The following is an 18,023-nucleotide window of genomic DNA, read 5'->3' on the forward strand; positions in this document are numbered from 1 at the left end:
TCCCACATCAATCAACCATCAATCAAACACGATGCCTTGGGCCAGCGGCAGTTCGCGCGAGTAGTTGACGGTGTTGGTCTGGCGGCGCATGTAGGCTTTCCAGGCATCGGAGCCGGATTCGCGTCCGCCACCGGTTTCCTTTTCGCCGCCGAAGGCACCGCCGATTTCCGCGCCGCTGGTGCCGATGTTGACGTTGGCGATGCCGCAGTCGCTGCCCGCTGCGCTCTGGAATCGCTCGGCTTCACGCAGGTCGGTGGTGAAGATGCACGAGGACAGGCCCTGTGGCACTTCGTTGTTCAGGCGCAGGGCCTCGTCGAAGTCTTCGTAGCTCAATACATACAGGATCGGCGCGAAGGTTTCGTGGCGCACGACATCCGACTGACCAGGCATTTCGACGATGGCGGGTGCGACGTAATAGGCGTTCGGGTATTGATCGGCCAACTGACGCTCACCGCCGAACACTTCGCCCCCCTCGTCACGCGCCTTGGCCAGGGCACCCTGCATGGCATCGAAGGATTGCTTGTCGATCAGCGGGCCGACCAGGTTGTCCTTGCGCGGATCGCCGATGCGTACTTTGGCGTAGGCGGCTTTGACCCGAGCAACCACTTCGTCCTTGATCGAGCTGTGCACGATCACCCGGCGCAAGGTGGTGCAGCGCTGGCCAGCGGTGCCCACGGCACTGAAGAGAATGCCGCGCACGGCCAGGTCGAGGTCGGCGCTGGGGGCCAGGATCATGGCGTTGTTGCCGCCCAGTTCGAGGATTGTGCGGCCGAACCGCGCAGCGACCCGCGGACCGACTTCGCGCCCCATGCGAGTGCTGCCGGTAGCGCTGACCAGGGCGACGCGCGGGTCATCGACCAACGCCTCGCCCGCTTCGCGGTCACCGATGATCAATTGCGCCAGGCCTTCTGGCGCATCGCCGAACTGCTGCAGGGCCTTGTCGAACAGTGCCTGGCAGGCCAGCGCGGTCAACGGGGTCTTTTCCGATGGTTTCCAGATCACCGAATCGCCGGCGACCAGGGCCAGGGCGGTGTTCCATGCCCACACTGCCACCGGAAAGTTGAAGGCGCTGATCACACCGACCACGCCCAGCGGCTGCCAGGTTTCACGCATATGGTGGCCTGGGCGCTCGGAAGCGATGGTCAGGCCGTACAGCTGGCGAGACAGGCCGACGGCGAAATCGCAGATGTCGATCATTTCCTGCACTTCACCCAGACCTTCCTGGGTGATCTTGCCGGCTTCGACCGAGACCAGCTCACCGAGCTGGGCCTTGTGTGCGCGCAGGACTTCGCCGAACAGGCGCACCAGCTCGCCACGACGGGGGGCCGGCACGGTGCGCCAAGCCAGGAACGCCTCGTGCCCGAGGGCGATCTTGGCCACGACCTGCGCCTTGGATTCCAGGCTCACCGAGGCGATCTGGCTGCCGTCGATTGGGGTGTGAACAGGATGGTTGCCATCCTTGAATGCACTCGCCGCAACACCCAGGCTTTCGAGCAGGCCATCGACCATTGTTTTCTCCTCACAAGGCTTTAACGATAAGAACGGATTGAGATCAGTATTAATCCGCAGGCCAGACCACCACAACGGAGCAATATTCCATATATCATTCCCTCACCTCATGACCTTGCGGCGATGCCTCCATGTCAAAACGCCTTGTTCCTTCGATGACGGCCTTGCAGTGCTTCGAAGCGGCCGCCCGCCACCTGAGCTTCACCCGCGCAGCGGAAGAACTGCACCTGACCCAGAGCGCGGTCAGCAAGCAGGTTGCGCAGCTCGAAGACATGCTGCGTCACCACCTGTTCCTGCGCATCCGCCGACGCCTGCAACTGACACCGGCCGGCTCGCTGTACCTGGCCGAGGTGAACAAGATCCTCACTCAGGTGGACATTTCCAGCCGCTACATCCTGTCCTACGGCGACGAAACCGAAGTGCTCACCGTCGCCACCCAGCCCAGCTTCGGCGTGGGCTGGCTGATCCCCAAGCTCAAGGGTTTCGGCAAGGCGCACCCCAATATCCATCTGGACATCCGCAACGAACTCGAGCCGTTCGCCTTGCTGCAGGCCAAGGCCGACGTGGGGTTTTTCTTCGGCCAGGGCACCTGGCCCGGAGCGACCTGCATCGAGCTGTTCGACGATCAGGTGGTGCCGGTGTGCGCGCCCGACCTGCTCGATCAGCCGCTGACCCACGCCGAACAGTTGGCCGAGCTGGTATTGATGCAATGTACGTCGCGCCCCGAGGCGTGGCACGAGTGGTTTCTGGAGCAGGGCCTGAGCGCCCAGAACAGCTACCACGGCCCGCGCTTCGATACTTTCTACATGTGCCTCAGCGCTGCCCTGTCCGGCTGTGGCGTGGCCCTGGTGCCGCGCTACCTGGCAGAGAACCACCTGGCCAACGGCAACCTGGTCATGCCCTGGCCGCACACCATGAGCAGCCAGGGCGCGCATTTCGTCGCCTTTGCCGAACACGCCGCGGAAGTGCCGAAGGTGCGCGCGCTGGTCGACTGGATTCTGGGGCAGATCGCCCACTAGCGGCGCAGCATGAACGACAGCGAAGCCGACCTGCGGGAATGACCCCCGCACTTTTTTTCGCTTGATCGCACAGGTCATTCCCCGCTTTCATACTCCCAGCCCTTTGCGCCAGGAGTTCGCCATGCCTTTCGTCAGCCCCGACCAGACCCGTACCGCGTTTTCCCGCGCCATGTCCGAGATGTACAAGAACGAAGTGCCGTTGTATGGCGACTTGATGAGCCTGGTCGGCGAAGTCAATCGCCAGGGGCTGGAACAACAGCCGGATTTGGCCGCGTCCCTGGCGCGCACCGGCGAGATCGAGCGTCTGGATGCCGAGCGCCATGGCGCGATTCGGGTCGGCACCGCCGCAGAGCTGGCGACCATCGCTCGGCTGTTCGCGGTGATGGGCATGCAACCGGTGGGCTACTACGATCTCACCTCGGCGGGTGTGCCGGTGCACTCCACGGCATTTCGCGCGGTGCACGAACAGTCTTTGCAGGTAAGCCCGTTTCGCGTGTTCACGTCCCTGCTGCGTCTGGAACTGATCGAGGATGCCGCATTGCGCGAACAGGCCACCCACCTGCTGGCGCAGCGGCAGATATTCACCTCGCCGTGCCTGGCCCTGATCGAGCGATTCGAGCGCGACGGCGGCCTCGACCAAGCCGACGCCGATGCGTTCGTCGAGCAGGCCCTGGAAACCTTCCGCTGGCACCACGATGCCACGGTGACAGCGGACCAGTATCAACGCCTGCACGACGCCCATCGACTGATCGCCGATGTGGTGGCGTTCAAGGGGCCGCACATCAATCACCTGACCCCGCGCACGCTGGACATCGACAAGGTGCAGGCGCTGATGCCCGCGCGCGGGATCACACCCAAGGCCGTCATCGAAGGGCCGCCGCCGCGTCGCCATGCCATCCTGTTGCGGCAGACCAGCTTCAAGGCGCTGCAGGAAAAGGTCGCCTTCACCGATCAGGCCGCTGTCGCCGAAGGCAGCCACACCGCGCGCTTCGGCGAGATCGAGCAACGCGGCGCGGCGCTGACGCCCAAGGGGCGTGCGCTGTACGATCGCTTGCTGAACGCCTCGCGCAGCGCGCTTGCCGGGTTCCCCAGCGAGACCAATGCCGACGAGTACATGCGTCTGCTGGGCGAGCAGTTCAGTGAGTTTCCGGATGATCTGGGCCAGATGCGCGAGCAGGACCTGGCGTTCTTTCGCTATTTCGCCAGCGGCCAGCCCAGCGCGGGCCAGACGACGCTGAAAGGTCTGCTGGACAATGGCGCGATTCGCTGCGAGCCCTTGGTCTACGAAGATTTCCTGCCGGTCAGCGCCGCAGGCATCTTCCAGTCCAACCTGGGCGACGATGCCCAGGCCGACTATGGTTTGGGGTCGAGCCAGGAGGCGTTCCATCAGGCCCTGGGCCGAACGGTGCTCGACGAGCTGGCGCTGTACGCCCAGACCCAGCAGCGCTCGCTGGACGACTGCGCCCGCGCACTGGGCCTTGCCGCGCTGAACTGAGGCCGGTCGCGCCGAAGCCTGCCGCTAGCGGGCACCGCCTACACGGAAACGGTTCACTTCCTGGCGCAGCTCTGCGGCCAGGCCTTCCAGCTCGCGGGCGGTCTGGGCCAGGTTGGACACCACCTCGCGCTGCTCGCCGTTGGTCATGGCAATGCTCTGCAGGTTGCTGCTGAGCATGGTGGCCGTGCTGCTCTGCTCCTGGGTGGCGGTGCTGATGGCATCGAACTGATGCCCGGCCGAACGGCTCTGCTCGTCGATCTGCGCCAACGCCTGGGCGACCTTGGCGTTGCGCGTCAGGCCTTCGCGCATCAACACGTTGCCCTGGTCCATGGTGCTGATGGCGTTGGCGGTTTCCTTCTGGATGCTGCTGATCATGCCGGAGATTTCATCGGTGGCCTGACGGGTGCGCGAGGCCAGGCTGCGCACTTCGTCGGCGACCACGGCAAAGCCCCGGCCCTGCTCGCCGGCACGGGCCGCTTCGATGGCGGCGTTGAGGGCCAGCAGGTTGGTCTGCTCGGCAATCGAGGTGATCACGCCGACGATGCCGCCGATTTCCTGCGAGCGCTGGCCCAACGTGTTGATCACCCCAGCGGTGCTGTTCAGCGCGCCGGCGATCTGCTCGAGAGAATTGGACGCCTCGTCCATGGAGGTTCGACCGATGCGGGTCTGCTGGGCGTTGTCCTGGGCCATCCGCTGGGTGTGGCCCATGTTGTCGGCGATATCCAGGGACGTCGCACTGAATTCCTCGACCGCGCCGGCCATGCTGGAAATCTCGCCGGACTGGTGTTCCATGCCCTCGTAGGCGCCCGCCGACAGGCTCGACAACGTTTGCGCGCGGCCACTGACTTCATGGGCGGCATTGCGGATGTGCACGACCATGTTCGACAAGGCTTCGCCCATGTGGTTGAAACTGCTGGCCAGCTGGCCTATTTCGTCATGGCTGGACACCTTCAGGCGTGCATCGAGGTCACCCGCGCCCAGGGCTTCGGCCTGGCGCACCAGTTCGCCCAGAGGCCGCAGCTTGCTGCGCAGCAGCCAGATGGCTGCGCCCACGGCGATCAGCATGGCCAGCAGGCTGCCGATCGCCAGTTGCGTCCCCACGCTCCAGGTCACGGCATTGATTTCTGCCTTGGGCATGCTCGCCACGACGCTCCAGGGCCCGCCGGGGAATGTCACCGCTTCGGAAAAGATGTCCTGCTTGCCGTCGTTCCACAACCGGCCCTTGCCATCCAGCAGTGCCAGGTCGGCCAATGCCTTGGCGGCGGCGTCCGGGTCGTTGACGTTGGCTGGCGCTACCAGCCAGCGATTCTGCTCGTCGAGCAAGGCCAGCGAGCCGGTCTGGCCGATGCGGAAGCGCTGCAGGTTGGCGAACTGGGTGTTCTGCGCGTCGGTGTAGTCGAAGCCGACGAACAATACCGCAATCACTTGGCCCGAGCCGTCGCGCACCGGTGTGTACTGGGTCATGTAGGAACGTTCGAACAACACCGCACGGCCGATGTAATTCTGGCCGTCGAGCAAACGCTGGTAGGCGGGATGGGCATGGTCGAGCGCGGTACCGATCGCGCGGCTGCCATCCTGCTTGGTCAGGGAAGTACTGATACGCACGAACTCGGCGCCGCTGCGCACGAACACCGTAGCGACACCCGCTGTCAGCTGCTTGAAATCGTCGACTTCCTTGAAGTCGTTGTTCAAGGTCTGGCTGCCCAGGCGCAGGCTCGGTGTCTGCTGGTTGGCCACGGTGACCGGGCTGTTGGCGTCCACGCTGAGGCCGCCGGCGAAGCGCTTCTCGAACAGCCCGCTCAAACGCTGGGTGCTGTCGCGCAGGGTGCTGTGGAAGGTGCTGAGCTGGTCGGCCAGCAGCCGCGCCTCGCTGGCCATGTGCTGTTCGCGGATGGCCAGGTTGGCGATGTCCAGCGAACGCAGGGCGAAGGCGGTGCTGCCGGTGATGACGATCGCGAGGATCACGGCCAGGGCAATGCCCAGTTGCGTGGCGATACGAGCGCGAGGTTGAGACATGTGAAGCTCCTGGGAAACGTGTACGTGGCAGGCAGTGCCAGGGATGGTCCAGACCTTTCTTGCACCTGCCATCCTTGATTTTATTGGTACTGCTACATCGGCGATCCAAACGAATACTTGAGCGCCGCACTGCGACATGAACGTTACACATCACATTTGCGTTGCGCTGCCACAAGGCTGAGAATCCTGCGTCCCACCCCTGAGCCGACCGAGCCGGATTCATCATGCAGCCCACCGTACGTATCGAACTTCAGGCCCTGCTTCGGCTGGCGGGGCCGCTGATCGCCTCGCAGCTGGCACACATGCTGATGGTCCTGACCGACACCCTGATGATGGCCCGCCTGAGCCCCGAGGCGCTGGCTGGCGGCGGCCTGGGGGCGGCCAGCTATTCCTTCGTCTCGATTTTCTGCATCGGCGTGATCGCTGCAGTCGGCACCCTGGTGTCGATCCGCAAGGGTGCCAACGACCAGCAAGGCGTGGCGCGCCTGACCCAGGCCGGGTTGTGGCTGGCTTGGGGCATGGCGGCGGTGGCGGCGGTTCTGCTGTGGAACCTGGGGCCGGTCCTGGCCATGCTCGGGCAGACTCCGGCCAACGTCGCTTTCGCCACCCAGTTCCTCTTGCTGCTGCCCTTCGCGCTGCCAGGCTTCCTGAGCTTCATGGCGCTGCGCGGCTTCACCGCCGCGCTGGGTCGGGCGACGCCGGTGATGGTCATCAGCATCATTGCCACAGTAGCCAACTACCTGCTCAACCATGCGTTCATCGAGGGCCTGTTCGGCTTGCCCAAACTGGGCCTGGTGGGCATCGGCATGGTCACCGCGATCGTCAGCAACCTGATGGCCATCGCGCTGGCGCTGTACATCCGCTATCACCGTGCCTACACGCCCTACCCGCTGCTCAAGGGTCTGGCCCGGCCGAACCTGCCGGCCTTGCGCGAGTTGTGGCGATTGGGGCTGCCGATCGGTGGCACCTACGCCGTGGAAGTCGGCCTGTTCGCCTTCGCCGCGCTGTGCATCGGCACCATGGGCAGCACGCCCCTGGCGGCGCACCAGATTGCCCTGCAGATCATCTCGGTGGCTTTCATGGTGCCTGCCGGCATGTCCTACGCGGTGACCATGCGCATCGGCCAGCACTACGGCGCCGGGCACTTGCTGGCTGCGCGCCTGGCCGGGCGGGTCGGCATCGGCTTCGGTGCGGTGGTGATGCTCGGCTTCGCCCTGCTGTTCTGGCTCGCACCGGGCCCTTTGGTGGGCGTCTTTCTGGACCGCGCCGATCCGGCCTTCCACGGTGTCATCGAACTGGCCATCAGCCTGTTGGCGGTGGCGGCCTGGTTCGAGATGTTCGACGGCATCCAGACCATTGCCATGGGCGCCATTCGCGGCCTCAAGGACGCCAAGACCACGTTTCTGGTGGGGCTTTTCTGCTATTGGGCAATCGGTGCGCCAGCGGCCTGGAGCCTGGCGTTCCACTTCCAGCTGGGTGCGGTGGGCGTGTGGTGGGGGTTGGCGCTGGGCCTGCTGTGCTCGGCCTGTACCTTGACCTGGGCGTTCGAGTGGCGCATGCGCCGACTGCGCCGTCTGGCCGGGCCTACGGCGCTGGCGACCTGATGGCCTGGGCCTGGCCGAAACGCAGGAATGCCTGCAGCTGCTCCAATGGCAGGGGCCGGCTGATCAGGTAACCCTGCACCTGATCGCAGCCGAAATCACGCAGCAACGCCAGCTGCTCGGGGGTTTCGACGCCCTCGGCAACGACCTTCAGGTCAAGGTTGTGCGCCAGGTTGATCATGGCGTGAACCAACTTGCTGTTTTCCGGACGCTGCTCCATGCCACTGACGAAGCTCTTGTCGATCTTGAGCAAGGCGATCGGCAGGCTGCTCAGGTGGACGAACGAGGAGAAGCCGGTGCCGAAATCGTCGAGGGAGAAACGCACGCCCAGGCAGCCCAAGGCGTCCATGGTCCGCTTCACCAGGTCGTTGCGGCGCATCACGGCGGTTTCGGTGAGTTCGAATTCCAGCCAGCCGGCGTCGATGCCGCGCTCGGCGATCAAGCGCCCCAGAGTGCTGAGCAGCTGGCTATCCTGGAACTGCCGGAACGACAGGTTGATTGCCATGTGCAATGGTTCGAAGCCACCATCGCGCAAGGTCTGCATGTCGCGCAGGGCGCGGGCGATCACCCAGTAACCCATCGGTACGATCAGCCCACTCTGCTCGGCCAGGGGCACGAATTCGCCGGGGGCAAGCACGCCACGCTCGCGGTGGCGCCAGCGCACCAGGGCCTCGAGACCGACGATGGTATTGCCGCTCAGGTCCAGCCGCGGCTGGTAGTGCAGCTCCAGCTCGTCACGCCGCAGGGCGCGGCGCAGCTCGCTTTCCAGGTCCGCCAGGCTGCGCGCGTGACGGTTGATGCGTTCGTTGAACAGATGATAGCTGCAGCCCTGGGTGCTCTTGGCCTGCTGCATGGCGATGTGCGCATGCCACATCAGCGGATCGGCGCCAGCACCGGCACGGGCATGGGCGATGCCCAGGCTGCAGCCGATCAGCAGGCTCTCGCCGTCCACGTAATACGGCTCGGCCATGGCCTCGATGATGTTGGCGGCCAGGCGTTCGGCGCGCGATGGATCGCGCCGGGTGTCGAGCAACAAGGCGAACTCGTCGCTGCCCAGGCGAGCGACCTGATCGCCCGCCTCGAGCTGCTTCTTCAGGCGCGCCACCACCTGCAGGATCAGCCGGTCGCCGGCCTGGTGCCCGAGCGCATCGTTGGCATGGCGGAAGTTATCCATGTCCAGGTGGCCCAGGGCTACGCCACGGCCCTCCTGCTCGGCCAGGCGCGCGGCCAGTAGTGTCTGGAAACCGGGGCGGTTGGCGATGCCGGTCAGCGGGTCCTGCTCGGCCAGGCGCTGCAGGGTGTCCTGCAGCACGCCACGCTCGCGCACATGGCGCAGGCAGCGGCGCAGCGTGTCGCTGGTGAGTTCGCCCAGCACCAGCCAGTCGCTGGCACCCGGCGGCGGCTCGTCCGGCTCCTGGGTCAGCAGCAGCACGATCGGCAGCGCGCAACGGCCGGGCGCCGGCAGCAGGGCGGTGGTGGTCAGCAGCAAGGTGCCGGGCTGGTTGTCGAAGTGCGCAGCCACAGGATCCCAGGCGGACGCCTCGATCAATGTGGCCACATTGCCAAGGGTCGCCAGACACTCACGCAGCGACGTGGCCCAGGTGCGATCCTGGGCCAGCAGCAACAGCCGCGCGGGTTCGACAGGCGTAGACAAACGAGCTCCTTGGGACAGTTTCACAGTCATTCGATAGCGCTTAAAAACGGCCTCGCCAGCAGCTCGGGGCAGACCCAATCCACAGTACGTGTCAACGTGTAACCACATCCTGCTGCAAAGTCGGCAAACCGGCAAATTTTAATGGATCTGCGGTCGCGGCACAGTTGAACCAGCGGTGCTAAAATGCGCGGCCATTTCGTCAGTGACTCCCGTCATGTCCCGACTCAACCCCCGGCAGCAAGAAGCCGTGAACTACGTCGGCGGCCCTCTTTTGGTGCTCGCCGGTGCAGGCTCCGGCAAGACCAGCGTGATCACCCGCAAGATCGCCCATCTGATCCAGAACTGCGGTATTCGTGCCCAGTACATCGTCGCCATGACCTTCACCAACAAGGCGGCGCGCGAGATGAAAGAGCGCGTCGGCAGCCTGCTGCGCGGCGGCGAGGGCCGCGGCCTGACCGTGTCGACCTTTCACAACCTGGGTCTCAACGTCATCCGCAAGGAACACGCGCGGCTGGGCTTCAAGCCAGGCTTCTCGATCTTCGACGAAGCCGACGTGAAAGCGCTGATGACCGACATCATGCAGAAGGAGTACTCGGGCGAAGACGGCGTCGACGAGATCAAGAACATGATCGGCGCCTGGAAGAACGACCTGGTCCTGCCGCCCCAGGCGCTGGAGCAGGCACGCAACCCCAAGGAGCAGACCGCCGCCATCGTCTACAGCCACTACCAGCGTACGCTGCGCGCGTTCAACGCGGTGGACTTCGACGACCTGATCCTGCTGCCGGTCAAGCTGTTCCAGGACCACCCCGACGTTCTCGAAAAATGGCAGAACAAGGTCCGCTACCTGCTGGTGGACGAATATCAGGACACCAACGCCAGCCAGTACCTGCTGGTGAAGCTGTTGATCGGCGCGCGCAACCAGTTCACCGTGGTCGGCGACGACGATCAGTCGATCTACGCCTGGCGTGGCGCGCGTCCGGAAAACCTGATGCTGCTCAAGGACGACTACCCGTCGCTGAAGGTGGTCATGCTGGAGCAGAACTATCGCTCCACCAGCCGTATCCTGCGCTGCGCCAACGTGCTCATCTCGAACAACCCCCACGCGTTCGAGAAACAGTTGTGGAGCGAAATGGGTCACGGCGATGAAATCCGCGTGATCCGCTGCCGCAACGAAGATGCCGAGGCCGAGCGGGTGGCCGTCGAGATTCTCAGCCTGCACCTGCGCACCGACCGGCCCTACAGTGACTTCGCCATCCTCTACCGGGGCAACTACCAGGCCAAGCTCATCGAGCTGAAGTTGCAGCACCACCAGATTCCGTATCGCCTGAGCGGCGGCAACAGCTTCTTCGGGCGTCAGGAAGTGAAGGATCTGATGGCCTACTTCCGCCTCATCGTGAACCCGGACGACGACAATGCCTTTCTTCGCGTGATCAACGTGCCGCGCCGGGAAATCGGCTCGACGACCCTGGAGAAACTCGGCAACTATGCCACCGAGCGCAAGATCTCGATGTACGCGGCCACCGATGAGATCGGCCTGGGCGAACATCTGGACGCCCGCTTCACCGATCGCCTGGGCCGCTTCAAGCGCTACATGGACAAGGTCCGCGAGCAGTGCGCCGGTGAAGACCCGATCGGCACGCTGCGCAGCATGATCATGGACATCGACTACGAGCAGTGGCTGCGCACCAACAGCTCCAGCGAGAAGGCCGCCGACTACCGCATGAGCAACGTGTGGTTTCTGGTCGAGGCCTTGAAGAACACCCTGGAGAAAGACGAAGACGGCGCCATGACGGTTGAGGAAGCGATCGGCAAGCTGGTGCTGCGCGACATGCTCGAACGTCAGCAGGAAGAAGAGGACGGCGCCGAGGGCGTACAGATGATGACCCTGCACGCCTCCAAGGGGCTGGAATTTCCCTACGTGTTCATCATGGGCATGGAAGAGGAAATCCTGCCGCACCGTTCCAGTATCGAAGCCGACACCATCGAGGAGGAACGCCGTCTGGCCTACGTGGGCATTACCCGCGCGCGGCAGACCCTGGCGTTCACCTTTGCCGCCAAGCGCAAGCAGTACGGTGAGATCATCGATTGCGCGCCCAGCCGCTTCCTCGACGAGCTGCCGCCCGACGATCTGGCCTGGGAAGGCAACGACGATACGCCCACGGAAGTCAAAGCCGTGCGCGGCAATACTGCATTGGCCGATATCCGCGCCATGCTCAAACGCTGAATTCAACCCTGCCCGGGCCACAGCCGGCCCGCGCACATTGGTACATCGAGGAACCACCGTGGAAGCTCTGCACAAAAAGATTCGCGAAGAAGGCATCGTGCTTTCCGATCAGGTATTGAAGGTCGATGCCTTTCTCAATCACCAGATCGATCCGCTCTTGATGCAGCAGATCGGCGACGAGTTCGCCCGCCGCTTTGCCGATGCCGGGATCACCAAGATCGTCACCATCGAGGCCTCGGGTATCGCGCCGGCGGTGATGGCCGGGCTGCGCCTGGGCGTGCCGGTGATCTTCGCGCGCAAGCATCAGTCGCTGACGTTGACGGAAAACCTGCTGGTGGCTTCGGTGTATTCGTTCACCAAGCAGACCGAAAGCACCGTGGCCATTTCGCCGCGTCATTTGAACAGCAGCGATACCGTGTTGGTGATCGATGATTTCCTGGCCAACGGCAAGGCGTCGCAGGCATTGATTTCGATCATCAACCAGGCCGGTGCCAAGCTGGCCGGGCTGGGTATCGTCATCGAAAAATCCTTCCAGGGCGGCCGCGCCGAGCTCGATGCACAGGGCTATCGCGTAGAGTCCCTGGCGCGCGTGCAGTCGCTGGCCAACGGCGTCGTGACCTTCCTGGAGTGACCTGATACACCGCATCCAGCCCTTCGCGGCCGATGACCGCTCCTACGGCGAGCATCATCGGCCTGCGTAGGAGCGGCCCATGACCGCCATGGCTGGCATCATTGGCCTGCGTAGGAGCGGTCATCGGCCGCGAAGGGAGCCACGCGGTGTAGCGCCTAGAACACCGGGGTTTCGGTCTCCTGCAGGGCGGCCAGTACCAAACGCTGGTAAAGCTCTTCGCGCAAACCCTGCGGCTGGTCCAGCGCCATGCGCTGCAGGTGCAGCGGGTAGCGGTTGGCCGGGGGCGCTTCGAGCGCCGCCTTGCCCAGCTCGAGCATTTCGCTGAGCTTGAACTTGCTCTTGAGCCAGTTCAGCGCCCGCAGCAGGTCCTTTTCCTCATCGGTGAAGTCACACCCCAGCGGATACTCCGGAAACAGTGGAGCATGCCGCTCGCGAATCGCCTGCAGACGCTCGCTGGTGTTGTTCGCGAAGCGCGGATCGAGCACGAAATCCCGGCTCAACTTGCCGGCACGCTGGGCCTCGTCGATCAGGCTGGGCTGAAAGCGCGAATCGCTGATGTTGATCATCGCCTCGATCACCTCGGCGTCGGTACGCCCACGCAAGTCGGCGATGCCGTACTCGGTCACGACGATGTCGCGCAGGTGCCGTGGAATCGTGCAATGGCCGTAGTCCCACAGCACATTGGAACTGATCACCCCCGCCGACTCGCGCCAACTGCGCAGGATCAGCACCGAACGCGCGCCTTCCAGGGCATGCCCCTGCACGACGAAGTTGTATTGCCCGCCGACCCCACTGATGACCCGACCGTCTTCGAGCTGGTCCGACACCGCCGCACCCATGACCGTGGCCGTGAACACGGTGTTGATGAAGCGCGCATCGCGCCGCTGCAGACGCTTGAGCTGCTCGTCGCCGTACAACTCGTTGATGTAGCTGATCGCGGTCATGTCGAACTGCGCAAGGCTGGCCGGGGGCAGCTCGCGCAAGCGCTCATAGAAACTGTTCGGCCCGAGGAAGAAACCGCCGTGCACCACCACTCCGTCCCGGTCCTCGTCGGCGTGCAGCACACCGGCGTTGGCCGCCGCCTGGCGAGCCACGTCGGGATACACCTTGCGGCGTATCACGCCTGCTTCGGCCAGGGCCAGCAGGCCGTTGACGAACATCTCGCTGCAACCGTACAGGCCGGTAGCAAAAGGCTCCACCCCACCTTCGGCCTGGATCAAGGCCTGCCAGGGCGACAGATCGAGCTCAGCGAGCAGCGCCCGGTAGCCGCCGTTGTCCGCCTGGCGCGCGAGCAAGGCAGCGCTCAGCGCATCGCCCATTGCACCGATGCCGATCTGCAGGGTGCCGCCGTCGCGCACCAGGGTGCTGGCGTGCAGACCGATGAAGTGATCCTGCAGGCCGACCGGCATGTTCGGCGTCGAGAACAGCGTCGAGCGCTCTGCGGTATCGACCAGCAGGTCAAAGGCCGCGCTGTCGATTTCGGCACTGCCCGGCATGAACGGCAATGCCTCGTGGATCTGGCCCAGCACCAGGATGGTCTCGCCGGCAGCGCGACGCTTTTCGATCATCGGCAGCAGGTCCAGAGTGATGTCCGGATTGCAGCTCAGGCTCAGGCGACCGGCCTGCTCGGGGTGCTGGCTGACCAGTTGCGCTACTAGGTTCAGCCCCTTGGCATTGATGTCGCGAGCGGCGTGGCTGTAGTTGCTGCTGATATAGCTCTGCTGCGCCGTCGTGCTGCTCAACAAACTGCCCGGCTGCATGAAGAATTGCTGCACGCTGACGTTTGCGGGCAGCTCGTCACGGCGCAGGTCGGCGAGAAACTCGAACTCGGGATAATCACCGAAAACGCGCTCCACGAAAGGTTCGAGCAAGCGCTTCTGCAAACCGTCGCCCAAGGGTGGCCGGCCCAGCACCAGTGCGGTATAGATCGTCAGGCGTCGATGGGGAAGGCTCTTGATCCGGGCATACAGCGCGTTGACGAAGCGGTTGGGTTTGCCCAGGCCCAACGGCATGCCCATGTGAATGTGGGCAGGCAGTCGTTCGAGCACCTGGTCCACGGCTGCCTCGATGGAACATCGCTGGACCATGCACAGGCTCCCTAGAAATTGGCCGGTGTGGCGGCGCTGATAAGGCGTGCCGGCGTATCGAACGGATTGCGGAAGCGATGCGGCTTGCTGCTTTCGAAATAGTAGCTGTCGCCCTCTTCCAGCACGTAGGTGTCCTGGCCGACCACCAGTTCCAGGCGCCCTTCCACCAGGATGCCGGTCTCCTCGCCCTGATGCATGAGCATTTCCATGCCCGTGTCGGCGCCGGGTGGATAGACCTCGCTGAGAAAGGCAATGGCCCGGCTTGGATGGGCCTTGCCCACCAGCTTCATGGTGACCGCGCCGTCGGAGATATCGATCAGCTCACTGGCCTTGTAGACCACCTGGGTTGGCCGTTCGGCCTGCAGCTCTTCGGAAAAGAACTCGACCATGGACATCGGGATCCCGCCCAGCACCTTGCGCAGCGAGCTGATCGAGGGGCTCACGCTGTTCTTCTCGATCATGGAAATGGTGCTGTTGGTGACGCCCGCCCGTTTGGCGAGTTCACGCTGGGACAAACCCTTGAGTTTGCGAATGGCTTGCAGTCGTTCGCCGACGTCCAATGCGTAAGCCTCCTGGAATGCTGTGCAGTTCATGATGGCCGGTATCATGGCAACAGCGTTCGGGATTTACAACACATTGGCAGGCGCCGCCGCGGCACATGGGCGCAACGCGCCCCGGCCGTGGCGCCAGCGGTTGCGCTAGAGGTACTGCAGAGGCACCCGGCGCAGGTTGCAGAAGATCTGGTAGGCGATGGTTCCGGCGGCATGGGCCACGTCGCTGGCCAGCACCTGCTTGCCCCACAGTTCGACCGTGCTGCCGACGCCGGCATGGGGCACATCGGTCAGGTCGACATTGAGCATGTCCATCGACACCCGCCCTGCCAACCCGGTGCGTACGCCGTCGACCAGCACCGGCGTCCCGTTGGGTGCCAGGCGCGGGTAGCCATCGGCATAACCCATGGCCACCACGCCGATTCGGCTCGGCCGCTGGGTGACGAAGCGCGCACCGTAGCCCACGGCCTCCCCGGCAGGCAGCTCACGCACGCTGATGACCTTGGATTGCAGGGTCATCACCGGCTGCAGAGCGGCGCTGGCAGGCGTGGCGGTTTCGAACGGTGTGGCACCGTAAAGCATGATGCCCGGACGCACCCAGTCGCTGGGGATCTGCGGCCAGCCAAGCACGGCCGGGGAATTGCGCAGGCTGACTTCGGCTGACAGGCCTTGGCGCGCCGTGTCGAATACCGCCAATTGCTCGGTACTGCTCGGGCAGTCCAGTTCATCGGCGCGGGCGAAATGGCTCATCAGCACGATCTTGGCCACCTTGCCGCTGGCCAGCAGGCGCTGATAGGCGCTCTGGTAATCCTTGGGGTGCAGGCCCACGCGGTGCATGCCCGAGTCGAGCTTGAGCCAGACCTGCAGCGGCTGGCTCAACCGCGCCTGCTCGATGGCTTCGAGCTGCCACAGCGAGTGCACCACGCACCACAGCCCATGCTCGGTGATGAGGGGCAATTCGCTGGCTTCGAAAAAACCTTCGAGCAGCAACACCGGTGCCTCGATGCCAGCCGCGCGCAGTTGCAGGGCTTCCTCGATGCAGGCCACGGCGAACCCGTCCGCTTCGCCCTCCAACGCCTGCGCGCAGCGCACTGCCCCGTGACCGTAGGCGTCGGCCTTGACCACTGCCAGTGCCTTGGCCCCGCTCATTTCACGCGCCAGGCGATAGTTGTGGCGCAGGGCCGAAAGGTCGATCGAGGCGCGAGCTGGACGCATGGCGGGCTTCTTGTGCAAAAGTTGACGAAGTCGCCCGGTTGTATACCGAACCGGGCGAGGAGCAGGTGTGAAACTTACGAGTGCGCCGGCGCTGACTGGCCTCGGCGAACCGTGTCATGCGGCTGGCCGTAGCGCGATATGTCGAGACCGGCAGCGCTGATCTGCGGCGTTTTACGCGCGATCAGGTCGGCAAGCAAGCGCCCCGAGCCGCACGCCATGGTCCAGCCCAGGGTGCCGTGACCGGTGTTGAGAAACAGGTTCTTGAACGGTGTGGCACCGACGATCGGCGTACCGTCGGGGGTGGTAGGCCGCAGCCCGGTCCAGAAACTGGCCTGGGCCAGATCGCCGCCCTGCGGGTACAGGTCATTGACGATCATTTCCAGGGTCTCGCGGCGACGTGGGTTCAGGCTCAGGTCGAAGCCGGCGATTTCGGCCATCCCGCCCACGCGGATACGGTTGTCGAAACGGGTGATCGCGACCTTGTAGCTCTCGTCGAGAATGGTCGAGGTCGGCGCCATCGCCGGGTTGATGATCGGCACGGTCAGCGAATAGCCCTTGAGCGGGTAGACCGGCGCCTTGATGCCCAATGGCTTGAGCAACTGCGGCGAATAGCTGCCCAGTGCCAGCACGTAGCGGTCGGCGGTTTCCAGCTTGCCGTCGATCCATACACCGTTGATGCGGTCACCGGCGAAATCCAGGCGCTCGATGGCCTGGCCGAAGCGGAACTGCACACCCAGATCCTTGGCCATCTGCGCCAGGCGGGTGGTGAACATCTGGCAATCGCCGGTCTGGTCGTTGGGCAGGCGCAGGGCGCCGGCCAGAATGCCGGTCACCGATGCCAGGGCCGGCTCGACGCGGGCAATGCCCTCGCGGTCGAGCAATTCGTAGGGCACGCCGGACTGTTCCAGCACGGCGATGTCCTTGGCCGCGTTGTCCAGTTGCGCCTGGGTACGGAACAGCTGAGTGGTGCCCAAGGTGCGGCCTTCGTAGGCGATGCCGGTTTCCGCGCGCAGCTCGTCGAGGCAGTCGCGGCTGTACTCGGACAGGCGCACCATGCGCTCCTTGTTCACCGCATAGCGGCTGGCGGTGCAGTTGCGCAGCATCTGCGCCATCCACAGGTACTGGTCGACATCGCCGGTCAACTTGATCGCCAGCGGTGAATGACGTTCCAGCAGCCATTTGATCGCCTTGAGCGGCACACCCGGCGCCGCCCAGGGCGAGGCATAGCCCGGCGATACCTGCCCGGCATTGGCGAAGCTGGTTTCCATGGCGACGGCCGGCTGGCGATCGACCACGGTCACATCCATGCCTTGCCGAGCCAGATAATAGGCACTGACGGTGCCGATCACACCACTACCGAGTACCAGAACGCGCATGTGTGTCGCCCTCATCGCGGAAATCCGCTGACGTAAGATGTTAGGTCCGAAGATGTGGGCAGTATAAAAAGGTCCAGCCAGTGCTTTTCACTGTATGCAAGGCTATATTTGGCGACAATTCTCGGCCATCAGCGCTTTAACGGAGGGGCATCGCCTGTGCGTACCCAGCACCAGAGCAAACGCGAACTCGACAAGATCGACCGCAACATCCTGCGCATCCTGCAGGCCGACGGGCGCATGTCGTTCACTGAACTGGGCGAGAAGGTCGGCCTGTCGACCACACCGTGCACCGAGCGAGTCCGCCGCCTGGAGCGCGAAGGCATCATCATGGGCTATTACGCCCGGCTCAATCCGCAGCATCTGCGCGGCAGCCTGCTGGTGTTCGTCGAGATCAGCCTGGACTACAAGTCGGGCGACACCTTCGAAGAATTTCGCCGCGCCGTGCTCAAGCTGCCCCATGTACTGGAATGCCATCTGGTGTCGGGTGACTTCGACTACCTGGTCAAGGCACGTATCTCGGAGATGGCGTCCTACCGCAAGCTACTGGGCGATATCCTGCTGAAACTGCCCCACGTGCGCGAATCCAAGAGCTACATCGTCATGGAAGAAGTGAAGGAGAGCCTGAACCTGCCGGTGCCGGACTGA

General features: G+C 64.2%; 13 protein-coding genes. 6 read left to right on the forward strand and 7 right to left on the reverse strand.

The features are described 5' to 3' along the window. Window positions 1-18: 18 nt before the first annotated feature. Window positions 19-1,509 (reverse strand): L-piperidine-6-carboxylate dehydrogenase, encoded by a 1,491-nt coding sequence (amaB, locus tag IFT75_RS12965; RefSeq protein ID WP_185794677.1) that lies wholly within the window; start codon window positions 1,507-1,509, stop codon window positions 19-21. A gap of 131 nt (window positions 1,510-1,640) precedes the next feature. Between amaB and IFT75_RS12970 the strand changes: the two genes are divergently transcribed. Together IFT75_RS12970 and hglS are read left to right on the forward strand one after the other, a co-directional pair. Continuing rightward, entirely contained in the window at window positions 1,641-2,528 is an 888-nt protein-coding gene (locus IFT75_RS12970; protein WP_122479940.1) for a LysR substrate-binding domain-containing protein, read from the forward strand. A 121-nt stretch (window positions 2,529-2,649) separates the two neighbouring features. Further along, complete coding sequence (gene hglS, locus IFT75_RS12975; RefSeq protein WP_192055104.1) at window positions 2,650-4,023, forward strand: 2-oxoadipate dioxygenase/decarboxylase HglS; 1,374 nt, start codon at window positions 2,650-2,652, stop codon at window positions 4,021-4,023. Between the two features lie 24 nt (window positions 4,024-4,047). On the opposite strand, the gene IFT75_RS12980 is transcribed toward hglS, so the two are convergent. Then, window positions 4,048-6,039 (reverse strand): methyl-accepting chemotaxis protein, encoded by a 1,992-nt coding sequence (locus tag IFT75_RS12980; RefSeq protein ID WP_192055106.1) that lies wholly within the window; start codon window positions 6,037-6,039, stop codon window positions 4,048-4,050. 224 nt (window positions 6,040-6,263) lie between these two features. Between IFT75_RS12980 and IFT75_RS12985 the strand changes: the two genes are divergently transcribed. Then, on the forward strand, window positions 6,264-7,643 hold the full coding sequence (locus IFT75_RS12985; protein ID WP_192055108.1) for a NorM family multidrug efflux MATE transporter: 1,380 nt from the start codon (window positions 6,264-6,266) through the stop codon (window positions 7,641-7,643). Here the strand turns inward: IFT75_RS12985 and IFT75_RS12990 are convergent. Then, window positions 7,624-9,294 carry a putative bifunctional diguanylate cyclase/phosphodiesterase gene (locus IFT75_RS12990; protein ID WP_122479944.1) on the reverse strand — a complete coding sequence of 557 codons (1,671 nt, stop codon included), beginning with the start codon at window positions 9,292-9,294 and terminating at the stop codon, window positions 7,624-7,626. The genes IFT75_RS12985 and IFT75_RS12990 overlap by 20 nt on opposite strands. 214 nt (window positions 9,295-9,508) lie before the next feature. Here IFT75_RS12990 and rep point away from each other — a divergent pair, with 214 nt between their 5' ends. Beyond that, a complete protein-coding gene (gene rep / locus IFT75_RS12995) occupies window positions 9,509-11,518 on the forward strand; it encodes a DNA helicase Rep (RefSeq protein ID WP_192055110.1) in 2,010 nt (669 codons plus the stop codon). 58 nt (window positions 11,519-11,576) lie between these two features. Continuing rightward, complete coding sequence (locus IFT75_RS13000; RefSeq protein WP_122716026.1) at window positions 11,577-12,149, forward strand: xanthine phosphoribosyltransferase; 573 nt, start codon at window positions 11,577-11,579, stop codon at window positions 12,147-12,149. A gap of 155 nt (window positions 12,150-12,304) precedes the next feature. Here IFT75_RS13000 and IFT75_RS13005 read toward each other — a convergent pair whose 3' ends face one another. From IFT75_RS13005 to dadA, 4 genes are all read right to left on the reverse strand, one after another. Further along, window positions 12,305-14,236, reverse strand: coding sequence for an acetyl-CoA hydrolase/transferase family protein (locus tag IFT75_RS13005; RefSeq protein WP_192055112.1), 1,932 nt, complete (start codon window positions 14,234-14,236; stop codon window positions 12,305-12,307). A gap of 11 nt (window positions 14,237-14,247) precedes the next feature. Beyond that, window positions 14,248-14,796 carry a cupin domain-containing protein gene (locus IFT75_RS13010; RefSeq protein WP_192055248.1) on the reverse strand — a complete coding sequence of 183 codons (549 nt, stop codon included), beginning with the start codon at window positions 14,794-14,796 and terminating at the stop codon, window positions 14,248-14,250. A gap of 138 nt (window positions 14,797-14,934) precedes the next feature. Next, window positions 14,935-16,002 (reverse strand): alanine racemase, encoded by a 1,068-nt coding sequence (alr, locus tag IFT75_RS13015; RefSeq protein WP_192055114.1) that lies wholly within the window; start codon window positions 16,000-16,002, stop codon window positions 14,935-14,937. A 74-nt stretch (window positions 16,003-16,076) separates the two neighbouring features. After that, entirely contained in the window at window positions 16,077-17,378 is a 1,302-nt protein-coding gene (dadA, locus tag IFT75_RS13020) for a D-amino acid dehydrogenase (protein ID WP_192055116.1), read from the reverse strand. A gap of 156 nt (window positions 17,379-17,534) precedes the next feature. Here dadA and IFT75_RS13025 point away from each other — a divergent pair, with 156 nt between their 5' ends. Continuing rightward, window positions 17,535-18,023, forward strand: coding sequence for an Lrp/AsnC ligand binding domain-containing protein (locus IFT75_RS13025; RefSeq protein ID WP_043192202.1), 489 nt, complete (start codon window positions 17,535-17,537; stop codon window positions 18,021-18,023).

This window comes from Pseudomonas sp. CFBP 8758, assembly GCF_014841725.1.
GTDB classification, from domain to species: Bacteria; Pseudomonadota; Gammaproteobacteria; order Pseudomonadales; family Pseudomonadaceae; genus Aquipseudomonas; species Aquipseudomonas baltica.

Excerpts from the sequence above, each read along its gene's own strand:
- amaB (WP_185794677.1), bottom strand. The coding sequence starts at position 1,509 with ATGGTCGATGGCCTGCTCGAAAGCCTGGGTGTTGCGGCGAGTGCATTC.
- IFT75_RS12970 (WP_122479940.1), top strand. The coding sequence starts at position 1,641 with ATGTCAAAACGCCTTGTTCCTTCGATGACGGCCTTGCAGTGCTTCGAA.
- hglS (WP_192055104.1), top strand. The coding sequence starts at position 2,650 with ATGCCTTTCGTCAGCCCCGACCAGACCCGTACCGCGTTTTCCCGCGCC.
- IFT75_RS12980 (WP_192055106.1), bottom strand. The coding sequence starts at position 6,039 with ATGTCTCAACCTCGCGCTCGTATCGCCACGCAACTGGGCATTGCCCTG.
- IFT75_RS12985 (WP_192055108.1), top strand. The coding sequence starts at position 6,264 with ATGCAGCCCACCGTACGTATCGAACTTCAGGCCCTGCTTCGGCTGGCG.
- rep (WP_192055110.1), top strand. The coding sequence starts at position 9,509 with ATGTCCCGACTCAACCCCCGGCAGCAAGAAGCCGTGAACTACGTCGGC.
- IFT75_RS13005 (WP_192055112.1), bottom strand. The coding sequence starts at position 14,236 with ATGGTCCAGCGATGTTCCATCGAGGCAGCCGTGGACCAGGTGCTCGAA.
- alr (WP_192055114.1), bottom strand. The coding sequence starts at position 16,002 with ATGCGTCCAGCTCGCGCCTCGATCGACCTTTCGGCCCTGCGCCACAAC.
- dadA (WP_192055116.1), bottom strand. The coding sequence starts at position 17,378 with ATGCGCGTTCTGGTACTCGGTAGTGGTGTGATCGGCACCGTCAGTGCC.